This window comes from Prauserella isguenensis, from assembly GCF_014191605.1.
GTDB classification, from domain to species: Bacteria; Actinomycetota; Actinomycetes; order Mycobacteriales; family Pseudonocardiaceae; genus Prauserella; species Prauserella isguenensis.
This window is the reverse complement of record NZ_JACHWU010000002.1, coordinates 861,512-884,588: the sequence shown is the minus strand read 5'-3', so window position 1 is coordinate 884,588 and position 23,077 is coordinate 861,512. Positions and strand designations below refer to the sequence as shown.

Genomic DNA, 23,077 nt, shown 5'->3' with positions numbered 1-23,077 from the left:
TCAGGCCGCCTTGGGCTCCTCCACCGCGGGTGTCGACTCCGGGTCGTGGCGGCGCAGCCCGACCAGGACGATCGCGCAGATCGCGACCACTGCGGCGGCGCCCACGTAGAGCTGGGTGGCCGAGGCGCCCGCGTCCTTGAGCATCCCCGCGATGGTCGGGGACAGGATGGCACCGATCCGGCCCATGCCGAGCGCCCAGCCCATGCCGACGCTGCGGAGCTGAGCCGGATACAGCGGTGGCCCGACCGTGTAGGCACCGGCGATGCAGCCGTTGATCAGCGCACCGACGAGCACGCCGATCCCGAACCCGAGCCACAGCACCGAGGTGCTCACGATGAAGGCGATCATCATCGCGGCGGCGAGCAGCGAGAAGCCGATCAGCACGACTCGGGGCGTACGAATCCGGGCGGCGACGCCGTAGAGCACCGAGCCGACGGTGCCGCCGATCGAGATCGCCATCCCGGCGGTGACCGCGGCACTCTCCGAGAGCCCGTCCTCGACCAGCAGGGTGGGAGTCCAGCTGTTGACGAAGTAGAAGCCGAACATGATGGTGATGAAGGTGGCCCACAGCAGTAGCGTGGGGGTGAGTAGCTGCTTGAGCCAACCCGAGTTCGTCTTTCCCGCCCCTGCCCGAGCGGAGGCGGCCTCGTCGAGGTCGGCCCAGCTGACCGAATCCATCCCCATTCGTGCGAGCGTCCGGTTGATGCGGTCCAGGGCGCCCTGTGGGCGACGCTTCTCGAGGTAAGCGGTGGATTCGGGGAGAAGCAGCGCGATCACGACGAGTGCGAGCAGCGTGGCGAACCCGCCCGCGTAGAAGACGATCCGCCAATCACCGCCCACCGCGGTTTTCGCGACCATGCTCGCGACCGTGGCGCCGACGCCGTACCCGGCGGTGAACACACCGATGGCGAGCCCGCGATTCTTGGCGTTGGAGAACTCGCTGGTCATCACGTTGGAGCTCGCGAGAATGCCACCCACACCGATGCCGGTGACGAGGCGGAACACGCCCATCACCGTCGCGGAAGGGGCCATCGCGGCGCCGAACATGCCGATCGTGCCGAGAGCGAGGCTGATGAGGATCAGTGGGCGACGTCCGATGAGGTCGGCGAAGGGTGCCAGCAGCATGGAACCCAGCGCCATGCCGATCAGTCCGACGGAGACCAGCAGTCCGAACTCGGAACCGTTCAGTCCGAACTCGTCCGTGACGGACGGACCTGTGAAAGCGACCGCCATGACGTCGAAGCCGTCGAGACAGTTCATGAAGGTGCAGAGCGCGACGATCAGCCATTGATAGCCGGACATCGGTGCCGCGCCGATGCGTTCAGTGATGTTCATTCAGGTGTCCAAAGGTGAGGGGACCGGGAGGCCCGTTCAGGGGACCCGGAGGGTGACGGTGGCGCGGTCGCCGTCGCCGGCCACCGCGCGGGAGACGCAGAGGCACAGGTTGGCACAGCGCTCCTTCTGCGTCTCGCTGAGAAAGACGTCGCGGTGGTCGATCGTTCCGTCGACCTCGACGACCTTGGCCAGGCAGAGCCCGCATTCGCCCTTACGGCAGTCCGAGAGCGTGTCGATTCCGGCCGCGTCCAGGGCGTCCAGGATGGAGGTGTCGGGCGCCACGACGACCTCGCGGTCGGCCTGGGGAATGCGCACTCGGAACTCCTCGGCGCCGAACCGGCCACTGGAGCCGAAGGTCTCGAACCGCAGGTTGGCCTCCGGCAGCGCGTGCTCGGTCCAGCTCGCCCTGATCGCGTCCATCAGTCCGATCGGGCCGCACATGTACACCTCGCTGCCGGTCGGACCTGCGGCGACGTCGCCGACGAGCTCGGGAACCGACAACGGCGTGCCCTCGTCGTCGACGTGAACACGGACGCGGTCGCCGTGCTCGGCGCACAGCTCGTCCAGATACGCCATGTACCGGCGACTGCGGCCGACGAGCACGAGTTCGTAGTCGGCGCCGCGGCGGCGCAGTGCGGTGGCCATGGCGACCAGTGCGGTGACGCCGATTCCACCGGCGACCAGCACGTAACGACCGGCGCCGACCGCGAGTGGGAAGTTCTGCAGCGGGCCGGTGACGGTGAGTTCGTCACCGACGGTCAGCGCGTGCATCGCCTTCGAACCACCACGAGAGCTGGGCGAGAGCTGCACGCTCAGGGTGAGCAGGCGGCCGCCGTTCTCGGAGTGGACGATGGAGTAGGACCGATTGAACCATCCGTCGCGTGTGGACAGCTCGACGTCGAGGTGCGTACCGGGCGCCGCGTGTTCGGGGTGGGCGACCTCCAGCACGATCCGGCGGACGCCGTCCGCGACGTCACCGGCCTCGACGACCCGTGCCTGCTGCCGGCGGGACTGGGCCTGAACCACCATCAGGCATCCCGCCCCGCTGCGGAGACCGCCGACGGCCGTCCCTCGGCTGCCAGCATCCGCTCGAGGATCCGGCGTACCCACATCCCGCCCGCGTCGATGTTGAGGCTGTAGAACTCGTGCCCGGGGTTGGCGTCGATCGCACTCTGCTGGGCGCGCAGCATGTCCTCGTCCTCGCCGAAGACGCCGTGCACGGCCTGGCGGAGCTGGGTGGTGATGGTCTGGCTGTCCAGGCAGTAGTTGCGCATGAACGCCCAGAAGTAGTGGCAGCTGCGGTCGGTCTCGGGCGTGATCGTGTTCATCACGAAGCCGTTGACACCCTGGCTGCGGTCGCCCTCGGGCGCACCGGTGCCTGCCTTGGCGACGCCGACATCGATGCAGATCGTGCCCGGCGCCTGGAACGTGATGATCTGCCAGCGGTCGACCCTGCCCTCGAAACCGGGGAACTTGTCGCGCATGTTCTTCAGCCAGAACGGCGGAGCGTCGATGTCGCGCATCCAGCGCGTGACGGTGACGGTGTCGCCGTCGTGCGTCACGTCGAATTCGGCCTCGGAGAGCTCGTCCTGGCCGATGCTCGAGGAGTGCACGAACTCCTCGTGGGTGAGATCCATCAGGTTGTCGAGGACGAGCTGATAGTTGCAGTCGGCATGGATGGTCTCGCCGTCACCGGCCCATGACGGGTCGTCCATCTGGTGCATGTCGGGCACGGTCGTCGGATCGGCCAGGTCGGGATCGCCCACCCAGACCCACACGTACCGGTAGCGCTCGACGACGGGGTACGAGGGCACGACCGCACTCGGATTGAGCGTCTCCTGGGCGGGCATGGCGGTGCAGCGGCCGGTCGAGTTGTAGCGCAGGCCGTGGTACGGGCACTGCAGTTCGTCGCCGAGGATCTTGCCTTTCGACAGCGGCGCGAGCCGGTGCCAGCAGGCGTCGGCGAGCGCGACGGCGCGTCCCTCGGTGTTGCGCCACAGGGCGAGCGGAACGCCCGCGACGGTACGTGCCAGCGGCTGTTTGCCGGTGACCTCGTGGTTCCAGGCCGCGACGTACCAGGCGTTGCGCGGGTGGTTGAAGATCTTGGCCGCGGCCGTGGTGGGCGCCGCGGACCCGGTGGGCGTCGCGGGTGCGGCCGTCGGAGGAGAGGTGAGCGTCATTGGCCAACTCCCTATGGAGAGAGGTATGTGCGGTTCGAGCCACAAACTAGCTATCGATATAGTGAGTTGGCAAGGGTCGATAGCGTGACCGGTTCGGAGAGGAGGGGAACGTGTCGCTGCGATGGGCGCTGATCGCGCTGCTGACGGGGCGTCCGATGACCGGGTACGACATCTCGAAGAGCTTCAGTACGTCCGTCGCGCACGTCTGGCACGCTCCGGACTCCCAGATCTACCCCGAGCTCAACCGGATGGAGCGAGAAGGGCTGCTCACCTCGGTCGAAGTCCCGTGGGGGAAGAAGGGGACGAAGAAGGAGTACCACGTCACCGACGAGGGGCTGGCCGCGTTCCGGGCATGGATGGAGTCGCCCCTGGTGCCGCAGCGGCAGCGGGACCCGGCCTACCTGAAGGCCGCGTATTTCGACTTCGCCGACCCGGCGGCCGTGCGTGAGCAACTGCGCCAGCAGCGGTCCTACTGGGAAGAACACCTCGCGATGCTCGAACGCACCCGGGCGAGCCTCGTCGACCGCAGCCACCCCACCCTGGCGGCACGAATCGAGAAGCTGAACCAGCGCGAGGCCGAACTCGCGGTCCGCTACAAGATCTACGCCTACGACGGGCTGATCGCCCGTGCGCGCACCGAGCTGGCGTGGATCGACGACGGCTTCACGCTGGTCGACGAACTCGACGGCTGCTGAGCGCGGGCAACCCGAGTGCAGGCCGCCGAGCAGGCGGCGCACTTCCCACCCGGAGCGGGTCAGGCGGTTTCTCAGGGCGGACGCGAGCGACGTCTCGCCCGCCGTGCGTGGGAACGCAGCGGGTGCCTGCCTCGGCAGCCCCCGCCCTGGCCGCGCCGGCGAACGTTTCGCCGGCGCCCGGCCGTGCTAGCCATGGCGCAGGTGTCCGCGAGTCGGCCCGGCGAAGGGGGATTGAGGTTGTCATGGTCTACGACGATCACCGCGAACCGAGCACGGACGACCGGTCGGTGGCGGAGCTGATCGAGGAGCTCTCCGCCGAGGTGAAGCGGCTCGTCCGGGACGAACTGACCCTTGCGGTCGCCGAGATGCGCAGCAAGGGGATGCGTTATGGCGTCGGCGCCGGTCTCGGTGGCGCGGCCGCCGTGGCGGCGTTGTTCGGAGGCGGAGCGCTCGTCGCCGCCGCGATCCTCGCGCTGGCGTTGATCGTGCCCGGATGGACCGCTGCTCTCGTGGTCGGCGGCGGCTTGCTGCTCACGGCGGGTGCGCTCGCGCTGGCCGGACGGAAATCGGTGGCGAAGGCGGGGCCGCCGGTGCCGACCGAAGCCGCCGAGAGCGTGCGTGCCGATGTGGCGAGTGCGAAGGAGTCGTTGCGCCGATGAACGAACGTGAGGAGTCGTCCTTTCCCAAGGACCCCCATCAGGCTCGAATGGACATCGAGCTCACCCGCAAGGAACTCGGGCAGACGGCGCGGGCGCTCGCGTACAAGTTGGACGTACCGAACCGCGCCAAGGGGCTCGCCGCCGAGCACACCGCGTCGGCGCGCAGTCGGCTGACGGCTGTGGCGCTCGCCGCTGCGGCGCAGGCGAAAGGCACCGCCGATCGGCTGTGGGCGTCGGCGACGCACGCACGCGGGCCGGTCGTCGTCGGGGCGCTCGTCGTGCTCGTGGGCGGAGGCATGATCGTCTGGAGGACTAGGCGATGAAACTGCTGTACAAGGCACTCAGCATTCCGATCGGTGCCGCCGGTGGCATGCTGGCGACGACACTGTTCGGGAAGGTGTGGAAGCGCGTCAGCGGGCAGGACACCGCGCCGCAGGCCACGGATCGACGGTACCCCGCATGGCAGGTGGTACTCGCCGCCGCGCTCCAGGGCGCCGTTTTCGGCGCCGTCAAGGCGGCTGTGGATCGTGCCGGTGCCTCGGGTTATGAGCACGCGAGCGGGACATGGCCCGGTGACGAATAGTCTGACCGGTCCACTGAGGACTCTGGTGCCCGCCGGGCCCGATTTCGTGGTGCGAGAACGTTGTTTCGTGTGACATAACGCTGTGTGGCGGGGCGGCGACCTCAACGGGACGCCGCCCCGCCACACGCGTCGGGTGCCTCCCTGCTCACAGCTGCCATTCGGGACGCCAGTCGGCGTGCCCGGCGTACACCGACGCGATCAGTTTCAGCGTGTCGGAGTCCTCGCGCTCGGTGATCTCGCGGCGCAGGTAGGTCACCTTCTCGGGAAAACGGAACGGGGACGCGTTCCTCCTGTGCTGCCAACGGGCCGGCCGCCAGGTGCAGCCCCTGCCCGTCGTCGGTGCGCATGATGCGGATCCGGCCGCGGCGTTCGGCCTCGTCCAGGTACGGGAGCAGGTGCCGGGCGTGTCGTTGCTCGTCCTCGTCCAGGCGGGTTCGGACGAACGTCGTCAACTCGTTGCGATCGTCGGTCATGCCCCTCGGCTTCCCCTGGTCGCGCGCTGTACACGTCGAGGTTCGTCGCCCCTGCCGGCAACAACGAGCAACCTCGGCCTCGCGGTCGCGGGCGAACCGGCTCATAGCGGTGGCCGCCCTTGACCGTCTCGACATCACCGGTTCGCCGCTGATAATTGACATCGATTGTCGTTATCATGTGTTCGGGTTGGGGGTGCAGCCCTCCAGCCCTCCGAACTCCGTCGGCGTCGTGCTCGGCGACGACCCGCTCGTGGACGTTCTCACCATCGAAAGGCACGCATGAACGACGAATACGCCGAGTCCGCCGAGTTCGTCGACCTGCTCATCGGTCCGTTCTGGACGGCGTTGGGCCCCGTGGTCACCGGCGCGCTGACCGGGGTGACGGGAACCGTCGTCGACCTCGGGGCGGGCAGCGGGCAGGGCACGGTGCTACTCGCCGAGGCCCTGCCCGACGCGGAGATCCTCGCCGTCGAGCCCTCGCCCGGTCTGCGAGCCGCGTTGCTGGCGAAGGTCAACGCCGACCGCGGACTGCGGGAACGTGTCACGGTCCTGCCCGCTGCATTCCCCGGGGTCGACCTGCCGGAGCGGATCGGCGGCCTCGTCGCGATGAACGTGCTCGGGCATTTCGACAGTGCGCAGCGCGCCGCGTTGTGGTCGCTGCTGTCCGGACGTCTCGTGTCCGGGGGTGTCGCGGTGGTGAACCTGCAGCCGCCGTCGGAGCCGGTCCACGTGCCCGAGGCGGTCGCGTCCACGGCGCGTGTCGGTCGCCTGTACTACGAAGGCCTGGCCCGCGCCGAGCCGGCTGGTGACGAGGCCGTCACCTGGCACATGACGTATCGCACCTACGCGGGGGAGGGCCTGGTCGACGAGCGCCGTGTGTCCTACGGCTGGCACCTGGTCACCGAATCGGTTCTGCGCGGCGAGACCGCCGAGCACGACCTCGCGCTCACCGCCGTGGGCAGTCCCGAGCTGACCACGTTCGCGCTCCGCCGCGGATGACCCGTGTCGCCGGCGGAGTGAGCACCACGAGTCTGTCCACGGTGGACGGGCCGGCGGAACCGCCTTGTGTGAACCTCGAAGTCGGCGTCAGTTGAGCCCGGTGCGTCGTCGGCGGTTCTCCACTTGCCGTAGCCGTGCTGGAAGGGCACCGGGCGTGAGTGGTGTCGACTCGAGCCAATGCGTCAACGCCGCCACGTCGCCGGCCGTGCGCACAGGGCCGACGATCACGGTGGCGCCCGTCGGGGTCCGGTCCGTGGTGCACGGCTGCACGAGTACGACGCGCCCTGCGGTGTGGGCCTTCGTCCTCGCTCGGCACCACAGGCGCCCCAGGGGGCAGTGCGCGCGGACGAGCACAGCGTGCGGACTGCGACGGACGACGTCGCGCAAGGCGTCGAGTGCCGCCGCGGGTTCGTCGCCCCCGCAGTCGTCGCACAGCACGACGGTGAAGGCGGAATCGGTGTGCTGTCCGGTGCTCGGTGTCTGTTGCATCTCGGTCCACTTCCTCGTCGGCCGGTACGTGGCACGACCCGGTGCCTTGTTGAAAGTCGTTTTCAGTTAGTCTAGCCTCTAGTTGGAAATCATTGTCAATAAGCTAGAGGTTGCTACGTGCAAGAGGACGAGCGCACGCGTCTCGTGGTGGTCACGGGTCTGGACAGGACGTCGACGCGAGGCGTCTGCGACAGGCTGTTGGCGGACGACCCCGACGCGATCGTCGTGCACCACGATCTGCGGGGACTCACCGAAGGGATCGTGCGCCGGGACGTGCGGTGGGCGACGGCGGAGTCGTCGGCGCCGGCCGAGTCGTCGACGGTGTTGGAACTCGCCCACGGTTGCGTCTCCTGCACGCTCCGCGAGGACGTGCTGCCGCTGTTGCGGCGCCTGGCGGGCCGGGGGGAGGTGCGGCGGATCGTGCTGCATCTCGATCCGGTACTGGAGCCGGAGCCGGTGTGCTGGGCCCTCGCCAACGTGGTGGTCGGCGAGGGGACCGTTACCGACGTACTGGACGTCGAGGCGGTGACGGCCGTGGTCGACGAGGGAACCTGGCTCGCCGACGCCACGGGCGACGGTGACCTGTCCGAGTGCCATGGCAGGGACTTCGCCGTCACTCCCGACGAGGACCGGACACTGGCGCAGGTCGCGGTGGGGCAGGTCGCCTTCGCCGACGCGCTGGTGATCACCGGCCGGGCGGACGACGGCTGGGATGCCGTCCGTCTCGCGGCCGTGCTCGACCGGCTCGCTCCCGGCGCGCCGCGCGCCACGTTCGGCGACGACCTGCCGTCCGTGCTCCAGGCTGTGCCGGTATCGGCGCGCCGCGGCGTGATCGACGATCCGCACGCCCCGCTCCTCAGGGGAACCCCGCCGCTGGGGGCCGATGCCGGCGTCGCACTCACGCTGTTCGCGGATCCGCGCCCGTTCCATCCGGAGCGCCTGCACGATGCGATGGACGTGCTGTTCGACGGCGTCGTCCACACCCGTGGCCGGGCGTGGGTCGCGAGTCAGCCGGACGTCGCGCTGTGGGTGGAATCCGCCGGTGGTTCGCTGCGGATCGGGCACGCGGGCGGCTGGCTCGCGGGCGCCGACGACGCCGAGTGGGACCGGGTCGATGCACAACGTCGGGCGAAAGCGGCACTGGACTGGCACCCCCGGTTCGGCGATCGCACGCAGGAACTGCTGATCCTCACCCATCAGGTCTCGCCCGAGGCGATCACCGACGCGCTGCGCGGGGCGTTGCTCACCGATGCCGAACTGGCAGAGGGGGAGGACGCCTGGCGCGGCTACGCCGACCCGTTCGGGGCGTGGCACACAGACCCCTGCGACGACTTCGAATCGACCGACACGACGACGGCGGACAGTCGAAAGGACCAGGCATGACAACGGAAGAACGAACGGGCCACCGGCAGGCCGGGTCCGACGCCGGGCCCGCGGCGGAGTTCGGCACCGGCGGCATGGTGCCGCCGGCGGCGTTCGGCGCGGGGGAGGCTGGTCACTGATGGCGGTCCCCAAGCGCCGTACCTCCCGCTCCCGCACGCGCAGTCGCCGCGCGCGGTGGGTGGCGAAGCCGACAGCGCCCGATCTCGTCGAGGTGACGGCCCCCGACGGGCGGAAGATCACGGTGCCTCGGAAGTTCGCCAACGCCGTTCGCCGCGGCCACATCCGAACGAAGGAGTCGTAGACATGAAGGTCAGGAAGTCGTTGCGGTCGGTGAAGAACAAGCCCGGCTCGCAGGTGGTGCGCCGCCGAGGCAAGTTGTACGTCATCAACAAGAGCAATCCGCGCTTCAAGGCGCGCCAGGGCTGACGGGTCCGGACAGCACGCCTCCGTAACCGTCCCGCGGTGCGCCGAGCCCGCCGGGACGGCTACGGAGCCCCGGCCCGCGGGGTGCCGACGCGTCCGGGTGATATCCCTACGATGTACGGCGACGAAGTGCCGGATTCGAAGGGCTGGGGTGTGCGATGACTGCGGGTGACAGCGAGGTCGGGAAGCTCGCGGGTAAGGATCTCCACCTGGACAAGCCGAATCCTGCCCGGATGTACGACTATGTGCTCGGCGGCGACCTCAACTACGCGATGGACCGGCAGCTCGTGGACGAGCTCATGACGGCCATGCCCCGCGCCCGCGACACCGCTCTGCTGAATCGCTACTGGCTGCGTCGTGTGGTGCGTTACGGGGCGCAGCAGGGGATCCGGCAGTTCCTCGACCTGGGATCGGGTATGCCGACCGTGGGGCAGGTACACGAGATCGCCCAGGAGGTCGATCCGGACTCGAGGGTGGTCTACGTCGACAACGAGCGCATCGCCGTGGCGCACAGCGAGATCGTGCTGGAAGGCGACGATCGCGCCGAGATGATCGGTGCCGATGCCGAGCGGGTCGACGAGGTCCTCGGTCACCCGACGACGCGGCGACTGCTCGATTTCGACCAGCCGGTGATGGTGCTGATGTCGGCGCTCGTGCACTACTTCTCCCCGGAGGAGCGGGACGCCGCCGCGATGATCGCCCGCTACCGCGGCGCGCTGGCCTCCGGCAGCTACCTGGCACTGTCGAGCTTCACCGGCGATCAGCAGGACGAGGAGATGTTCCGGGCGGTCGAGCTGAGCAAGGACACGACCGAACCCATCCACCTGCGCAGCCGCGACGACGTCCGCGAGCTGATGGCCGGGTTCGAGCTCGTCGACCCCGGTGTCGTGTTCACCCCGCAATGGCACCCCGACTCCCCGGGGGACGTGGGCGACGAACCCGCACTGTCCGGCGTCCTCGCCGCCGTCGGCTACAAGCCGTGATCGAAACCCCGGCCCGGCGGTGAACGGCCTCGCGTGGCGCAGTGCGGATGCGGACTGGCCGACACGGCTGCGTCGTTGCCGGCATGGACCCGGTTGACGGGCGGCATGTCACCGGCGATCTTGGTGGGCACCGCGGCCCGCACGGCCGTGGGTACGACGGTTCGTTCGCCCGCGTTCGTGGGCTGTGTGCTCGGGAGGTCGGGTCATGTCCCCGCGTTACGGCGACTACCAGCTGGAGATCTACCTGAACGGGATGCGGGGTGTGCAGCCTCGGTTCCCGGCGGATGCGGCGACGATGGAGCACCGCGCGGCCGAGGCGCTGCCACCGTGGGTGCTGTCGTACGTGAAGTCGGGTGCCGGGGACGAGGGCACGCAGCGGGCCAACGTCGAGGCGTTCTCCAGGTGGGGGCTGGTCCCGCGGATGATGGAAGGCGCCTACGAGCGGGACCTGTCGACGAGCCTGTTCGGCATCGAGCTCGAGCACCCGTTGTTCCTCTGCCCGATCGGCGTGTTGGGGATCTGCTCGCAGGACTTCCACGGCGACCTGGCCACCGCCCGTGCCGCCGCGCGCACCGGGGTTCCGATGGTCGCTTCGACGTTGTCGCAGGACCCGTTGGAGGACATCGCCGCCGAACTCGGTGACACACCGGGCTTCTTCCAGCTGTACCCGCCCAACGACCGGGACCTGGCACTGAGCCTGATCCGGCGGGCCGAGCAGGCGGGATACTCGGCTCTGGTGGTCACCTTGGACACCTGGGTCACCGGCTGGCGTCCCCGCGACCTGAACACGGCGAACTTCCCGCAGTTGCGCGGGTACTGCCTGGCCAACTACGTGACCGACGAACACTTCCGGTCCCGCCTCGGTGGCGACCCGGAGGCCGATCCGATGGCCACGGCGGCGTTGTGGGCCAGTGTGTTCGGCTACGCGACGTCCTGGTCCGACCTCGACTGGATCCGGGAGGCGACGTCGCTGCCGATCGTGCTCAAGGGCATCAGCCATCCCGATGACGTGCGCAAAGCCAAGGACCTCGGGGTGGACGGTGTCTACTGCTCCAATCACGGTGGTCGGCAGGCCAACGGAGGGCTACCCGCACTGCAGACCCTGCCCAGGGTGGTCGAAGCGGCCGACGACGAGATCCCCGTGCTGTTCGACTCGGGCGTGCGGAGTGGTTCGGACATGGTGAAGGCGCTGGCAATGGGGGCAACGCTCGTCGGCACCGGACGGCCCTACGTGCACGCGCTCGCGGTCGGCGGAGAGGACGGCGTGGTGCACCACCTGCGTTCGTTCCTGGCCGAGGCTGACCTGCTGATGGCGATCGACGGTTATCCGACCCTGGAGCGCCTCCGCGCGGCCGGTCTGGAACGCGTCCTCTGACGGGCCGGGGCGGCGGCCGGCTGCTGCCGGAGTCTCAGGAGGAGACCGTGCCCCCGCATTCGCGAACCAGGTCGGCCATGATCGCCCGGTCCGCCGGGGAGACGTGGTCCGCGTAGTAGGAGTAGAGACTCTCGCGGGCGAGGCGTGACGCGCGCAGCCCGTCCTGGTCGGCGATGGCGGCGAAGACGGCGCGGTGGTGGCGGACGGACTGCAGCATCAACGCCGTCTGGTCGGCGGCGTCGAGAATCGTCCGACGGATCAACCGAAGGACCGCCTCGCGTGTGACGTCGCCGTAGACCTGGACGAGCTTGTTGCCGCCCGCTTCGGCGACGAGTTCGTGGAACTCCATGTCGGCCTGGCTGAACTCGGCGTAGCCCAGGTTCATGCATTCGCGCATGCGGGCCGTGTTCCGTTCGAGACCGAGGAGCTGTTCGTCGCTGCGCCGCGCTGCGGCGAGCAGATTGGCCGAGGCGTCGGCGATCATCCGGAACTGCACCAGGTCGGCGAGTCCGAGTCCGCCCGTCGAGGTGAGCATGGCGATCGAGCGCCGCATCGGGCCGACCGAGACGGGCAGAACCAAGGGACCGCGCGGGTCGCGGGGCTGTGACCGGATGAGCTCCATGTTCTCCAGCACCCGCAAAGCCTCGCGGATCGAGGCCCTTCCGATGCCGAACTTGTCGACGAGTTCCCGTTCGCTCGGCAGGCGGTCGCCGGGGTTGAGTTCACCGACGGCGATGCCGTGCTGCACCCAGTCGATGACCCGCTGGAAGACGCGGTCGTCGGGGGAGTCGGCTGTGCCGGTCACATGCGCTGCCTTTCCCGGTCTCACGGCGGGCCGCTCGGAGATGATCCGCCGAGGATAACGACCACGGCACGTGACGCGTCCGTCCGGCGCGCTGGAGGGCACCCGGGCGAGGGCGTCGTCCGGCGGTGTTCACCGGACGTCAGTCGTGTCCGCGGGGCCGGGGTGAGCGCGGCGAGCGCGTTCATCAGCGACATGTCGGGGTCGGCGATCCGGCGGCCGATTCCGGCGGTGTCGCCCGCCCATCTCCGGCCCGGAAAGGGCAGGCAGCTCGGCCAGCACGGACGGCCACGTGGTGGGTACGCATGCGGGGGTCTCCTTGTCGACGACGGTGCGCAGAGCCGGACGGTGTTCAGGAGACGGCGGCGGACTCCGCGGTCGCGGTCGATGCCGCCCGGTGCCCCTTGAGCTGGCGGATGGTCGTTTCGATGTGCGCCCTGGCGAGGCGTTCCGCTTCCGGACCGTCGCCCGCCTCGACGGCGTCGGTGATCGCGGCGTGCTCGGCGATGGCACGCAGCGCGCGCTGTCCGGCCGGATCAACGCGACCGGCGCGAACACCTGGGCCGTCATGCGCAGGAGGGTGAGCTGATTCAGGACGAACTCGTTGCCGGCGAGATGGATGATCTCTTCGTGGAAGTCCACATTGGACTGGGTGTAGTCCCGTGCCGACCACGGATCGACGGCCGCGCGCTGGACGTCGATCGTTCTGCGGAGGCCGCGTACCCACTCCGCGGACGACCGCTCGGCTGCCAGGCGCGCGGCGAGTCCGCGACCTCGTCGGCCAGCGGAATGCGCGCCGCCCTGTCCGTATGTGTACCTCGGCCCACGCCGCCGCCTCTCGGTCGAGCCATCGGATGTCCGAGTTCCGGACGTCGAGCCCGGCTGTCGTGCTCTGGATGGACAGCGATTGGATACAGCGATGCGATACTGCGATGCGCAGAGTCGCGCACCCAGCGGCCTACGTCAAGTTCCGAAGCGCTCACCGGATGATCCGTGGCAGGCGAGCCGGGTCGAGCTGCGATGTTCCGTGGGCTCCTTGACCGCATTCCGGGAATTCGGCAGGCTCGTGCCGTCGCGTGCTGGTCCGACCAGTAACCGGTTCCCGAAGGTGCCCCGGTCGTGCTGGCGGCACACCTGTGACGACGCGGTCATGAGGAGAGTCGCTGATGGGTTCGAACGCGGGCTTCGCACTGCCCGAGATCAGATCCGGGTTGCCGATCGGGTCCGGTCTGCTCACCGGCGCGGACACCGCGCCGGTCGTGTTCCCCTACGACGGATCGGTGGTGGGACACGCGGCCGTCGGATCCGTCGAGCACGCCGAGGCGGCGTTGGAGGCAGGGGCCGCAGCGGTCCGGCCGGTCGGGAAGCTGACGTCGGCGGCCCGTCGGGAGTTGTTGCTCGACGTCGAACGCGAGCTGCGGGCACGGTCGGAGGAGTTCGTCGAACTGCTCATCGCCGAGACGGGCAAGACCCGGGGCGACTGCGAGGTCGAGTTCGCACGCACCCTCTTCACCTGGTCGGCGACCGCGGAGGAGGTCGCCCACATCCACGGGGAGACGGTTCCGCTCGACGCCCAGGCATCGGGTGCGGGCATGATCGGCTTCTGGACCCGCAAGCCGATCGGGCTCGTCGTGGGCATCGCCGGGTTCAACGCGCCGCTGCTGCTGGCCAGCCACAAGATCGCACCGACCATCGCCGCGGGCTGCCCGGTCGTCTGCAAGCCCGCGCCCGCGACCCCGCTGGCGACCCTGCAGTTGGCCGACATCGTGCGGACCGTCGCGGCACGGCACGGTGCTCCGCCCGAGATCGTGCAGGTCGTGACCGGCGATGCCGACGTGGGCCGCACGTTGGTGACGGATCCGCGAGTCGCCGCGGTGTCGTTCACCGGTTCGGCCGACGTGGGACACCGGATCGCGCGGGAGGCGGCACCCCGGAAGGTGCTGTTGGAACTCGGTTCCAACGCGGCTCTCGTCGTCGACGTCGATGCCCACCTCGACAAGGCCGTCGACGCCGTGCTGCGCGGCGGTTTCTACTTCAACGGGCAGGCGTGTATCGCGGTGCAACGCGTGATCGTCTGTGAGGCGGTGCGCGACGAGTTCGCGGCCCGCCTGTCGGCACGCATCGACGAGCTGACCGTCGGCGATCCGCGCGATCCCGGGACCCGAGTCGCACCCCTCATCGACGAGTCGGCCACACGGCGCGTGCTCGACTGGATCGCCTCGGCGGAGGCCGCGGGCGCGACGATCCTGCACGGCGGGGGGACCTGCGGACGCACCGTGGAGCCGACCGTTCTGCTCGACGTTCCCGAGTCCGAGAACGCCTGGTGTGAGGAGATCTTCGCCCCGGTCGTGGCAGTCCGATCGGTTCCGGATCTGCCCGCGGCGATCGAGCTGGTCAACCGCTCCCGTTACGGCCTGCACGCCAGCGTGTTCACCGCCTCGCTCGCGACGGCCGTTCGGGCGATCGAGGAACTCGACGTCGGGGGAGTGGTCATCAACGAGGTGCCGGGCTTCCGTTCCGACATCATGCCGTACGGCGGTGTCAAGGACTCCGGGATCGGGCGCGAAGGCCCCCGGTTCGCCATCGAAGAGCTCACCGTCACCCGCATGGCCGTCATCCGGCCGGAATGAGCGATCCCATGACAGCGAACCCGTACACCGACCTGTTCCGCCTGGACGGCAAGCGCGCGCTGCTCGTCGGCGCCGGTGGCATCGGCCGCGAGGCCGGATTGGCCCTCGCCGCCCAGGGCGCCCGGGTGATCTGCGCCGACAAGGACGCGGCCACGGCCAAGACCACCGCGGACGAGATCGGCGGCGACGCGCTGGAACTGGACGTCACCGATGTCGACGCCGTGCACCGGGCGGCCGCCGACCTCGGCACGGTCGACGTTCTCGTGCTCACCGCGGCGATGAACGTGCGCAAACGCATCCTCGACTACACGTCGGAGGAGTTCGACCGGGTCGTGGCACTGAACCTCAAAGCCACCTTCACCGTGCTGCAGGCGTTCGGCCGGTGGATGGTGGACCGGGGCTCCGGCAGCATCATCGTGTTCTCCTCGGTGCGCGCCCAGGTCGTCGAACCGGGTCAGTCCGTCTACGCGGCCACCAAGGCCGGCGCCATCCAGGTGGTGAAGACCGCCGCCTCCGAGTTCGGGGAGGCGGGCGTGCGGGTCAACGCGATCGCTCCGGGCGTGGTCGAGACTCCGCTGACCGACCAGATCAAGGCCCATCCCGACTGGTACCGCGCCTACGCCACCAAGAGCGCGATGGGCCGCTGGTCGAAACCGTCGGAACTCGCCGGCGCCGTGGTGTTCCTGGCCTCCGACGCGGCCAGCTACGTCACCGGCTCCACCGTCATGGTCGACGGCGGCTGGACCGCCGTCGACGGCCGCTTCACCCCACCCGCCTGAACCCGGGCCGCTCCCTCCCATAGCCTGGCGCCGGGAACACCCGGGTGACGAGGGAGAGGCGGATCGACGTGGGGCGACAGGCGACGGACGAGACGGTTGACCGGGGAAGCCGGGTCGAGGGGACGCTGGTCGTGGTGGAGAAGAGCGGCCACGCCGTGTCCTTCCACGACGTTGCCGGCGGCACCCTGCTCGAGCGGATCGAGCTCGGCGAGTATCCGCACGAGATGGTCGTCGACGGCGCGCGGCGGCTGGCCTACATCGGACACTACGGCGTGCGGATGTCCGGCGACGTGGGCACCGGCGGCTCGAGCGTGTTCGTCGTCGACCTCGCGGCGCGGCGACTCGTCCGGACCATCGACCTCAGCCCGTTCAACCGCCTGCACGGCATCGCGATCGACGATCAGGACCGGCTCTACGTCCTGAGTGAGGAGAAGGCGGTTCTGCTGCGTGTCGACGATCCGGCGCACGCGGAGGCCCCGTCTGCCGCCGTACCCACCGGCGGGATCAAGACCCACATGGTGGTGACCAACCACGACGGGTCCCTGGCGTACGTCACCGGCCTGCTGTCGCACACCGTGAGCCGGGTCGACCCGCACGACGCCGCCCAGCCGCCCGTGATCGCATCGCCGGGACGGCTGCCGGAGAGCTGTGCGCTCAGCCGCGACGAGCAGTGGCTGTACGTCGGCGCCCGCCGGGACAAACAACTCGTCACGCTCGACGCGCGGACGTTGAAGGAACACCAGCGGCAGGACGTGCCCGGCGACCCGCTGCGCGTCTACGTCGTCCCGGGCCAGGACAGGTTGCTGACCACCGACATCGAGAACCGCACCGTCACCCGGTACGACGCCGAGCTGCGGGAGGAACGGTCCGTCACGTTCGACGGCACTCCCGCGGGCATCTCGTTCCACCCCACGGAGCCGACGGCGTTCGTGACCCTGTTGGACATCGACACGGTCGCGATCCTCGACCTCGAGACGTTCGAGACGACCGGCACCATCTCGACCGGTTCGGAACCCGACGTCACGGCGCTGATCTGAGAGCGTGCGCCGACACGGCGGTGGCGTGGGACGGCGACCTCCCCGGTCGGTACGACCCTCACTTGGCGTCGGCGTAGGAGTCGACGACACCGGCGGGCATGGGGAATCGCACCGGGCACGCGGCGCCGAACACCAGACGGGTCGTATCGGCGACCGACTCCTCGAGGCATGCGACCACGGCGTCGGCGAGGCCGGCGGGGGTGTGCACGAGCACCTCGTCGTGCACGAAGAACACCAGCCGGGCAGGCTCCGGCAGCCGCGTGCGGAGCGTCGCGAGCAGCACCGCCGTCCAATCGGCCGCGCTGGCCTGCACGGCGAAGTTGCGCGTGAACCGGCCCCAGTCGCGCGCGGCACGTCGTGCCGCGTCCTCGGCTCCGTCGCCACCGGTGAGCTCGCGCCACGCCTCGGACGGAGGAGGAGACGTGCGGCCCAGCCGGGAACGGACAGCCTCCCCGCGTTCGCCCACCGTGGCGGCGTGCTCCACATAGGACACCGCGTCGGGGAAGCGGCGCCGCAGCAGGGCGAGCGTGGCCGCCGCCTCGCCCGCGGTGCCGCCGTACATCGCCGACAGCATCGCGATCTTCGCGTCGGGCCGGTGCCGCTCCACAGCGCCGGGATGCAGCTCGGCGGCCAGGCTCGAGTACAGGTCCTCCGATCGGGAGACCTCGGCCAGCCGGCGGTCCCCGGACAACGCCGCGAGGATCCGCGGTTCCAGCTGCGCGGCGTCCGCGACGACCAGCTTCCAGCCGTGATCGGCGGTCACGCATCCGCGGAGCACCCGCGGAATCTGCAGCGCCGCACCGCCGCGGCTCGCCCAGCGACCCGACACGACGCCGCCGACGACGTACACCGGGCGGAACCGGTCACCCCGGACCCACTGGTCCAACCACGCCCACCCGTGCGCGGCGTGGAGCCGCGCCAGCTCCTTGTACTCCAGCAGCGGGGCGACCGCGGGGTGGTCGATCCGCCGCAGCACGTGCGCCCGCGCCGACGGCACCGAGATCCCGGCCCTGCCGAACGCACGCACGATGCTCTCCGGGTGGTCGGGGTTCACCGGCCTGCCGAACGCCTCGTCGATCCGCTGCGTCAGCGCGGCGAGGGCGGCGGGCCGCGCACCGGCGGGCACCCGCGGTCCGAGCACCTCGGTCAACAACGCCTCGTGGCGGTCGCTGCGCCACGGCAGCCCGTCGGCCGACATCTCCACGGCCGCGAGTGCGCTCGCCGACTCGGCCGCCACCAGCAGCCGGAGCCGCCCCGACGTGTCGAGCCGGTCCAGCCGTGTCCGCTGGTCGGCCAGCACCACCTCGGCGGCCTCGGTCGCGTCGACGTCGGCGGGCAGTCCCGAGCTCTGCGGGTCGAACAGGGCGGGCTGTTCGTCCGGTGCGGCCACGTGCACCGACTCGACCGGAGGTGCGAGGCCGCGCACGCGCGCGTACGCCGCGGCGAGGGTGCGCGAGCGGTCGTGCTCGCCCGCGAACGCCAGTAGCAGCCCTTCGACGAGCGACAGATCGTGACACCGCCGCAGCCGGACGCCGCGGTCGACCAGTGCCGGATAGTCGCGCTCCACCGACGGCAGCACCCACCGTGGACGCCGGGATTCCCACCGCGTGGCGACGGCGGCCAGCTGGTCGGCCGACAGCGTCGCGGGCAGGTCGTCGGTCATGGCGGCCACGTCCGCGTCCCGCTCGCCGTCCGGGATGCGTACCGAGAAGCGGCCGGTGGGATCCCGGGTGACGATCACATGCACGCGGCCGATTCTGCTCCGCGCCACCGACGCCGTCGCGCCCGCGGTGGCGTCCGGGACGGTGATGAGACGTCCGTTACTCCACGGCCGCGTTCACCGGTACGAGGGTTGCTCCGATTGCCCTACTAACCGGTAGGTTGTGGCGCACGAGCCCGAGGAGGTGCCCGGATGAAGACGCCGCCGGTGGTATCAGAGTTGGTCACGCGCGTGACGGAGAAGGCGCGCAGTGTCGGGGTCATGTGGCGGGCGGGCCTGCTGCCGTTTCCCCGGCTGGACGAGGGCGTGCGTTCGCTGGTTCTGACGAGCACGTACGGCCCGATCGCCGGTGCGGTGCGCATCGCCGCGCGCCGGAATCCGATGGACACCGGCCTGGTGGATGAGCGCGGCCCGCTGACCTTCGACGAGCTGGAGCGGAAGTCGAACGCGCTGGCGCGGGCGTGGGCCGGCCGCGGCGTCGGTCCCGGGTCCAGCATCGCCGCGCTCTGCCGCGACCACAGGGGCCTCGTGCTGACCATGCTGGCGGCCAACAAGCTCGGTGCGGCGCTGTTGCTGATGAACACCGGTTTCGCCCGCCCCCAGCTGACCGACGTCGCCGCACGGGAGAAGGTGCGAGTGCTCGTCTACGACGAGGAGTTCACCGACCTGCTGAGCGGTATCGAGGGTGTGGACCGCTACCTCGGCTGGGTCGACGATCCTGCGGCGACCGGCGGCGTCACGACCCTCGACGAGCTGATCGACGGGTCCGACGACACGGCCCCCGAGGCGCCGCCGAAGCCGGGCGGTCTCGTGCTGCTCACCAGTGGGACCACGGGGACCCCGAAGGGCGCACCGCGGCCGAAGATCTCCGGACTCGACTCGGCACAGTTTCTCGACCGCATCCCGCTGCGCGTCGGCGAGGCGACCTACATGGGCGCGCCCCTGTTCCACGGCACCGGGATCTCCCAGTTCATCCTGTCGCTCGCGCTGGGGAACACGGTCGTGGTGCGGCGCAGGTTCGATCCGGAAGAGGCACTGCGCGGGGTCGAGCAGTACGGCTGCACCGCGCTGGTGCTCGTGCCGACGATGCTCCAGCGGATCATCGATCTCGGCCCCGAGATCATCGGCAAGTACGACACCTCCAGCCTGCGCATCATCTTCCTCGCAGGCTCCGCGCTGCCGCCGGACATCGGCAATCGCGCCACGGAGATCTTCGGTCCCGTGATCCACAATCTGTACGGCTCCACCGAGGTAGCCGTCGCGGCGGTCGCCACACCCGAGGACTGGGGCAAGGCGCCGGGCACGGTCGGCAGGCCGCCGGTCGGCTGCCGGGTGGCGCTCTACGACGAGCGGGGCGCGCGGATCACCGCACCACACGTCACCGGCCGCGTCTTCGTCGGCAGCGGGCTGGCGTTCGAGGGGTACACCGACGGCCGGAACAAGGAGATCATCGACGGGCTGCTCGCCAGCGGCGACGTCGGCCACTTCGACGAGGACGGGCTGCTGTTCATCGACGGCCGGGACGACGAGATGATCGTCTCCGGCGGCGAGAACGTGTATCCGATCGAGGTGGAGAACCTGCTCGTCGAACATCCCGACATCCTCGAGGCAGGCGTCGTGGGCGTGCCCGACGACGAGTTCGGTCAGCGTCTCAAGGCCGTCGTGGCACGCGCGAGCGGGTCCACACTGGACGCCGACGAAGTCCGGTCGTTCGTCAAGGAGAACCTCGCCCGGTACAAGGTGCCGCGCGACGTCGAGTTCGTCGAGGCGCTGCCGCGAAACGCCACCGGCAAGCTGTTGCGTGACGAGCTGACGAGCTGACGAGCCGAATCGAAGCGCCTTTCATCGACAACGGTGCCGGAACCGCGTGGTTCCGGCACCGTTCTCGTGCGCGCGGTCCGGCCCCGTGCGCCATTGCGGCCCTGTGGCTGTCGGCGCACGTACCGACGGAAGTTCCCCTCGAAATCGGGCGAGGCCGGAAGAATCGGATATGTGCGGTCATAACCGGCACAGCGGCGGAGACGAAACTCGGGTGCGGCGATCACACCCCGGCGGTCACGCGCCGTGACGACACCGACGAAAGTCGCTACAGCCAGCCGATGCCGAAGACGCCGGGTCCGAAGTCGACGGCGACGGCATGTGCGCGCCCCTGGTCGTCGAGCATGACGTCCTCGGAATCGGCCGTGCCGCCGTGGCTGCGGTAGGAATACCGCCAGCATTGGCCGGGCGGACACGCCGGGTCGAAATCGACCTCGAGCAGATACTCGGGAATCGGGTCCCGGAACTCGCGGAAATGTGCCTTCCTGGTGTCGTCCCGAGGGTTGTGGCGATAGGACAGCGAGTACTCGACGAGGTGGGTCTCGCCGGTGTCGATCGCGCGACTGAAGATCAGTTCCGCGAGGGTGAGGTTCGCGGCCGGGTCCACCTCGACCCGGCCCACGGTGCAGTTCCGCAGTGCCGTGAGCTCCGGTGGGCCGGTCTCGCCACCCGCGCCGTCCTGCCGGTAGGCCAGCAGCCAGCGGTCCTGGCCGTCGGCGCGGGCACGGAAGATCGCCTTGGCCGTCACGGTGCTGGTGGTGACCACGTCCGGGGCCGGACGACCGTGGTTGTCACCGCCGGGTGTGACGGCGGCCGGCTCGGTGGCGACCATGCAGTGGTCGTAGAGGCCGACCAGGGTGACCTCGGGCGCGTCGTCGAGGCTGAGCGGGCGGGCGGACCGGTCCTCGAGTCTGCGCCGGGACGTGCTGCCGCGCGGGCGAGGCGGGGGCAGCAGGCCGAGCAGGGTTCCCGCCGGGACATCGAGGATCTCCTCGAGTGCGCGTAGCGCCGAGATCGAACTCTGGCGTTCGGGCTGGCGCTTCCCGGACTGCCAGTAGCTCAACGCGGTGACGCTGATCGTGATGCCGTGGTCCTGGAGGCGGGCCTGTATGCGGTCCAGACCGAGTCCGCTGGCGGCGATGGCGGAGCGCAGTGCCGCCGAGAACGCGGTGCTACCCACGTGCCGAATCGCCTCCCCATGCCGAGCCCATAACGATATGGACAACGCTAGCAGGATCCTGTAACGCGTGAGGGCATGGCTGCACACAGTGACATTTAGACCATTCGGAGCATCGCTCATTACGGTTAGCGGGCCACAACTGGTAACTGTGAATCATTGCCACACGGCTTCCCGCGCCGCTTGCATGAGTCCCGAACCTGCCGGGATAACGGAAGGAATCCGAATGGGTAACTCTCGCAAGCTGAGGCGGAGCCTGAACGTGGGCGTCGTGGCCGCCGGTGTGACCGGACTGGTCGCGGCCGGCCTGGGGTCCGCTGCTGCGGCGCCGGAGGGGAAGATCCTCTCGGCGAACACGCCCAACGCGGTCGACGGCAGCTACATCGTCGTCCTGAACGACGACATGGGGACGGCGTCGGTCTCGACGGCGGCGACGGAGCTGGCCGGTGAGTACGGCGCGAACGTGTCGACGACCTACGACACGGTGCTGGACGGCTTCACCGTGAAGGCCGACGAGGCGGAGGCGAAGCGGCTGGCGGCCGACCCGTCGGTCGACTACGTCGTGCAGAACCAGCGGGTGCGGGCGACCGAGACGCAGTCGCCGACACCGTCCTGGGGGCTGGACCGGATCGACCAGACGGCGCTGCCGCTGGACGACTCCTACACCTACAACACGCAGGCCGACAACGTCACCGCGTACATCATCGACACCGGTGTCGACTCGTCGCACCCCGACTTCGGCAGCCGTGTGCAGCCCGGGCAGGACTTCATCGACGGTGACACCGACGCCGACGACGAACAGGGGCACGGCACGCACGTCGCCGGCACGGTGGCGGGCACCGACTACGGCGTCGCCAAGGGCGCTGACATCGTGCCGGTGCGCGTGCTCGACGAGAACGGCTCGGGCACGACCGACGGCGTGATCTCCGGTGTCGAATGGGTCGCCGAGAACGCCTCCGGCCCGGCGGTGGCGAACATGAGCCTCGGTGGCACCGCCGACCAGGCCCTCGACACCGCGGTGCAGGGTGCCATCGACGCCGGCGTGACGTTCTCCGTCGCCGCGGGCAACGAGAGCTCCGATGCGAGTGGCAGCTCCCCGGCGCGGGTCCAGGACGCCATCACCGTGGCGGCCTCGGGCGAGCAGGACGAGCAGGCCGACTTCTCCAACTACGGCGAGGTCGTCGACATCTACGCCCCGGGTGTGGACATCGTGTCGGCCCAGATGGGCGGCGGTGAGACCGCGCTGTCCGGCACGTCGATGGCCGCTCCGCACGTGGCCGGTGCCGCGGCGCTGTACCTGGCGGACAACCCGGAGGCCACCCCGGCGGAGGTGTCCGAGGCGCTGACGACGTCGGCGACCCCGGACGTCATCACCGACCCGACCGGCGCCACGCCGAACCTGCTGCTGAACACGGGCCAGCAGTGATCGACCGCTGATTCGCACCCGCGCCGAGCGGGTGGTTCGACCGGTGGCCCGGCGCCCGACGGCGCCGGGCCACCGGTCGTCGGGCGTCGGGCGGGGCAGGCCGCTGCGGTG

25 protein-coding genes and 1 pseudogene are annotated in these 23,077 nt (G+C 69.9%); 17 read left to right on the top strand and 9 right to left on the bottom strand.

Annotation, left to right across the window (positions count from 1 at the left end):
• The 3 genes from FHS23_RS12635 to FHS23_RS12625 are packed head-to-tail and all read right to left on the bottom strand — an operon-like array spanning position 1 to position 3,515.
• Complete coding sequence (locus FHS23_RS12635) at positions 1-1,335, bottom strand: MFS transporter (protein WP_183653578.1); 1,335 nt, start codon at positions 1,333-1,335, stop codon at positions 1-3.
• Between the two features lie 36 nt (positions 1,336-1,371).
• Positions 1,372-2,364 carry a PDR/VanB family oxidoreductase gene (locus FHS23_RS12630; RefSeq protein ID WP_183653575.1) on the bottom strand — a complete coding sequence of 331 codons (993 nt, stop codon included), beginning with the start codon at positions 2,362-2,364 and terminating at the stop codon, positions 1,372-1,374.
• Complete coding sequence (locus FHS23_RS12625) at positions 2,364-3,515, bottom strand: aromatic ring-hydroxylating dioxygenase subunit alpha (RefSeq protein WP_183653572.1); 1,152 nt, start codon at positions 3,513-3,515, stop codon at positions 2,364-2,366. Before FHS23_RS12625 ends, FHS23_RS12630 begins: the two co-directional genes overlap by 1 nt.
• A gap of 110 nt (positions 3,516-3,625) precedes the next feature.
• Here FHS23_RS12625 and FHS23_RS12620 point away from each other — a divergent pair, with 110 nt between their 5' ends.
• From FHS23_RS12620 to FHS23_RS12595, 5 genes are all read left to right on the top strand, one after another.
• Entirely contained in the window at positions 3,626-4,210 is a 585-nt protein-coding gene (locus FHS23_RS12620) for a helix-turn-helix transcriptional regulator (protein ID WP_183653569.1), read from the top strand.
• 242 nt (positions 4,211-4,452) lie between these two features.
• Positions 4,453-4,869, top strand: a complete 417-nt coding sequence (locus FHS23_RS12615) for a phage holin family protein (RefSeq protein WP_183653567.1) — start codon at positions 4,453-4,455, stop codon at positions 4,867-4,869.
• The gene (locus tag FHS23_RS12610) at positions 4,866-5,192 is read left to right on the top strand and encodes a DUF3618 domain-containing protein (protein ID WP_183653564.1); all 327 of its coding nucleotides are present in this window, start codon (positions 4,866-4,868) and stop codon (positions 5,190-5,192) included. The genes FHS23_RS12615 and FHS23_RS12610 overlap by 4 nt, the downstream gene beginning before the upstream one ends.
• Positions 5,189-5,452 (top strand): DUF4235 domain-containing protein, encoded by a 264-nt coding sequence (locus FHS23_RS12605; RefSeq protein WP_183653560.1) that lies wholly within the window; start codon positions 5,189-5,191, stop codon positions 5,450-5,452. The genes FHS23_RS12610 and FHS23_RS12605 overlap by 4 nt, the downstream gene beginning before the upstream one ends.
• A gap of 752 nt (positions 5,453-6,204) precedes the next feature.
• Positions 6,205-6,924: a class I SAM-dependent methyltransferase gene (locus FHS23_RS12595; RefSeq protein WP_183653557.1), complete on the top strand. Its 720-nt coding sequence runs from the start codon at positions 6,205-6,207 to the stop codon at positions 6,922-6,924.
• A gap of 87 nt (positions 6,925-7,011) precedes the next feature.
• Here FHS23_RS12595 and FHS23_RS23225 read toward each other — a convergent pair whose 3' ends face one another.
• Positions 7,012-7,413, bottom strand: coding sequence for a hypothetical protein (locus FHS23_RS23225; protein WP_246381957.1), 402 nt, complete (start codon positions 7,411-7,413; stop codon positions 7,012-7,014).
• A 117-nt stretch (positions 7,414-7,530) separates the two neighbouring features.
• Between FHS23_RS23225 and mrf the strand changes: the two genes are divergently transcribed.
• From mrf to FHS23_RS12565, 6 genes are all read left to right on the top strand, one after another.
• Complete coding sequence (gene mrf / locus FHS23_RS12585; protein WP_183653555.1) at positions 7,531-8,796, top strand: ribosome hibernation factor-recruiting GTPase MRF; 1,266 nt, start codon at positions 7,531-7,533, stop codon at positions 8,794-8,796.
• Entirely contained in the window at positions 8,793-8,915 is a 123-nt protein-coding gene (locus FHS23_RS23560) for a hypothetical protein (RefSeq protein WP_281372472.1), read from the top strand. Before mrf ends, FHS23_RS23560 begins: the two co-directional genes overlap by 4 nt.
• Positions 8,915-9,097, top strand: a complete 183-nt coding sequence (gene rpmF / locus FHS23_RS12580; RefSeq protein WP_183653553.1) for a 50S ribosomal protein L32 — start codon at positions 8,915-8,917, stop codon at positions 9,095-9,097. Before FHS23_RS23560 ends, rpmF begins: the two co-directional genes overlap by 1 nt.
• Before the next feature lie 2 nt (positions 9,098-9,099).
• A complete protein-coding gene (ykgO, locus tag FHS23_RS12575) occupies positions 9,100-9,222 on the top strand; it encodes a type B 50S ribosomal protein L36 (protein WP_183653551.1) in 123 nt (40 codons plus the stop codon).
• A 155-nt stretch (positions 9,223-9,377) separates the two neighbouring features.
• Positions 9,378-10,202 carry an SAM-dependent methyltransferase gene (locus tag FHS23_RS12570; protein ID WP_183653549.1) on the top strand — a complete coding sequence of 275 codons (825 nt, stop codon included), beginning with the start codon at positions 9,378-9,380 and terminating at the stop codon, positions 10,200-10,202.
• Positions 10,203-10,407: 205 nt separating this feature from the next.
• Entirely contained in the window at positions 10,408-11,577 is a 1,170-nt protein-coding gene (locus tag FHS23_RS12565) for an alpha-hydroxy-acid oxidizing protein (RefSeq protein WP_183653547.1), read from the top strand.
• A gap of 34 nt (positions 11,578-11,611) precedes the next feature.
• Here FHS23_RS12565 and FHS23_RS23740 read toward each other — a convergent pair whose 3' ends face one another.
• Together FHS23_RS23740 and FHS23_RS23550 are read right to left on the bottom strand one after the other, a co-directional pair.
• Positions 11,612-12,382, bottom strand: a complete 771-nt coding sequence (locus FHS23_RS23740; RefSeq protein WP_183653545.1) for a GntR family transcriptional regulator — start codon at positions 12,380-12,382, stop codon at positions 11,612-11,614.
• Between the two features lie 349 nt (positions 12,383-12,731).
• Complete coding sequence (locus FHS23_RS23550; RefSeq protein WP_343053875.1) at positions 12,732-12,869, bottom strand: hypothetical protein; 138 nt, start codon at positions 12,867-12,869, stop codon at positions 12,732-12,734.
• On the opposite strand from FHS23_RS23550, the gene FHS23_RS23735 reads away from it, so the two are divergent.
• Positions 12,810-12,968 carry a hypothetical protein gene (locus FHS23_RS23735; protein ID WP_246381954.1) on the top strand — a complete coding sequence of 53 codons (159 nt, stop codon included), beginning with the start codon at positions 12,810-12,812 and terminating at the stop codon, positions 12,966-12,968. The genes FHS23_RS23550 and FHS23_RS23735 overlap by 60 nt on opposite strands.
• Before the next feature lie 26 nt (positions 12,969-12,994).
• On the opposite strand, the pseudogene FHS23_RS23545 reads toward FHS23_RS23735, so the two are convergent.
• Positions 12,995-13,132 (bottom strand): annotated as a pseudogene (locus tag FHS23_RS23545) (FCD domain-containing protein); the annotation flags it as partial.
• A 413-nt stretch (positions 13,133-13,545) separates the two neighbouring features.
• Here FHS23_RS23545 and FHS23_RS12550 point away from each other — a divergent pair.
• Genes FHS23_RS12550 through FHS23_RS12540 form a run of 3 tightly spaced genes read left to right on the top strand, consistent with a single transcriptional unit; the run spans position 13,546 to position 16,825 of the window.
• Positions 13,546-15,009 carry an aldehyde dehydrogenase family protein gene (locus FHS23_RS12550; RefSeq protein ID WP_183653543.1) on the top strand — a complete coding sequence of 488 codons (1,464 nt, stop codon included), beginning with the start codon at positions 13,546-13,548 and terminating at the stop codon, positions 15,007-15,009.
• Entirely contained in the window at positions 15,006-15,788 is a 783-nt protein-coding gene (locus tag FHS23_RS12545) for an SDR family NAD(P)-dependent oxidoreductase (RefSeq protein WP_183653539.1), read from the top strand. Before FHS23_RS12550 ends, FHS23_RS12545 begins: the two co-directional genes overlap by 4 nt.
• 44 nt (positions 15,789-15,832) lie before the next feature.
• A complete protein-coding gene (locus FHS23_RS12540; protein WP_183653536.1) occupies positions 15,833-16,825 on the top strand; it encodes a YncE family protein in 993 nt (330 codons plus the stop codon).
• A gap of 58 nt (positions 16,826-16,883) precedes the next feature.
• Here FHS23_RS12540 and FHS23_RS12535 read toward each other — a convergent pair whose 3' ends face one another.
• Entirely contained in the window at positions 16,884-18,572 is a 1,689-nt protein-coding gene (locus FHS23_RS12535; protein WP_183653533.1) for a bifunctional 3'-5' exonuclease/DNA polymerase, read from the bottom strand.
• 165 nt (positions 18,573-18,737) lie between these two features.
• On the opposite strand from FHS23_RS12535, the gene FHS23_RS12530 reads away from it, so the two are divergent.
• Positions 18,738-20,366, top strand: a complete 1,629-nt coding sequence (locus FHS23_RS12530) for an acyl-CoA synthetase (protein WP_183653530.1) — start codon at positions 18,738-18,740, stop codon at positions 20,364-20,366.
• A 265-nt stretch (positions 20,367-20,631) separates the two neighbouring features.
• Here FHS23_RS12530 and FHS23_RS12525 read toward each other — a convergent pair whose 3' ends face one another.
• Positions 20,632-21,543, bottom strand: a complete 912-nt coding sequence (locus FHS23_RS12525) for a hypothetical protein (RefSeq protein WP_343053865.1) — start codon at positions 21,541-21,543, stop codon at positions 20,632-20,634.
• Between the two features lie 223 nt (positions 21,544-21,766).
• On the opposite strand from FHS23_RS12525, the gene FHS23_RS12520 reads away from it, so the two are divergent.
• Positions 21,767-22,966 carry a S8 family peptidase gene (locus FHS23_RS12520; protein ID WP_183653527.1) on the top strand — a complete coding sequence of 400 codons (1,200 nt, stop codon included), beginning with the start codon at positions 21,767-21,769 and terminating at the stop codon, positions 22,964-22,966.
• The last annotated feature ends 111 nt before the right edge of the window (positions 22,967-23,077 follow it).

What these genes read in the sequence shown, in the direction of transcription:
- FHS23_RS12565 (WP_183653547.1), top strand. Translation starts at nt 10,408, where the DNA reads ATGTCCCCGCGTTACGGCGACTACCAGCTGGAGATCTACCTGAACGGG.
- rpmF (WP_183653553.1), top strand. Translation starts at nt 8,915, where the DNA reads ATGGCGGTCCCCAAGCGCCGTACCTCCCGCTCCCGCACGCGCAGTCGC.
- FHS23_RS23225 (WP_246381957.1), bottom strand. Translation starts at nt 7,413, where the DNA reads ATGCAACAGACACCGAGCACCGGACAGCACACCGATTCCGCCTTCACC.
- ykgO (WP_183653551.1), top strand. Translation starts at nt 9,100, where the DNA reads ATGAAGGTCAGGAAGTCGTTGCGGTCGGTGAAGAACAAGCCCGGCTCG.
- FHS23_RS12630 (WP_183653575.1), bottom strand. Translation starts at nt 2,364, where the DNA reads ATGGTGGTTCAGGCCCAGTCCCGCCGGCAGCAGGCACGGGTCGTCGAG.
- FHS23_RS12635 (WP_183653578.1), bottom strand. Translation starts at nt 1,335, where the DNA reads ATGAACATCACTGAACGCATCGGCGCGGCACCGATGTCCGGCTATCAA.
- FHS23_RS12530 (WP_183653530.1), top strand. Translation starts at nt 18,738, where the DNA reads ATGAAGACGCCGCCGGTGGTATCAGAGTTGGTCACGCGCGTGACGGAG.
- FHS23_RS12595 (WP_183653557.1), top strand. Translation starts at nt 6,205, where the DNA reads ATGAACGACGAATACGCCGAGTCCGCCGAGTTCGTCGACCTGCTCATC.
- FHS23_RS12610 (WP_183653564.1), top strand. Translation starts at nt 4,866, where the DNA reads ATGAACGAACGTGAGGAGTCGTCCTTTCCCAAGGACCCCCATCAGGCT.
- FHS23_RS12615 (WP_183653567.1), top strand. Translation starts at nt 4,453, where the DNA reads ATGGTCTACGACGATCACCGCGAACCGAGCACGGACGACCGGTCGGTG.
- FHS23_RS12625 (WP_183653572.1), bottom strand. Translation starts at nt 3,515, where the DNA reads ATGACGCTCACCTCTCCTCCGACGGCCGCACCCGCGACGCCCACCGGG.
- FHS23_RS12545 (WP_183653539.1), top strand. Translation starts at nt 15,006, where the DNA reads ATGAGCGATCCCATGACAGCGAACCCGTACACCGACCTGTTCCGCCTG.
- FHS23_RS12605 (WP_183653560.1), top strand. Translation starts at nt 5,189, where the DNA reads ATGAAACTGCTGTACAAGGCACTCAGCATTCCGATCGGTGCCGCCGGT.
- FHS23_RS12520 (WP_183653527.1), top strand. Translation starts at nt 21,767, where the DNA reads ATGGGTAACTCTCGCAAGCTGAGGCGGAGCCTGAACGTGGGCGTCGTG.
- FHS23_RS12570 (WP_183653549.1), top strand. Translation starts at nt 9,378, where the DNA reads ATGACTGCGGGTGACAGCGAGGTCGGGAAGCTCGCGGGTAAGGATCTC.
- FHS23_RS12550 (WP_183653543.1), top strand. Translation starts at nt 13,546, where the DNA reads ATGGGTTCGAACGCGGGCTTCGCACTGCCCGAGATCAGATCCGGGTTG.
- FHS23_RS23560 (WP_281372472.1), top strand. Translation starts at nt 8,793, where the DNA reads ATGACAACGGAAGAACGAACGGGCCACCGGCAGGCCGGGTCCGACGCC.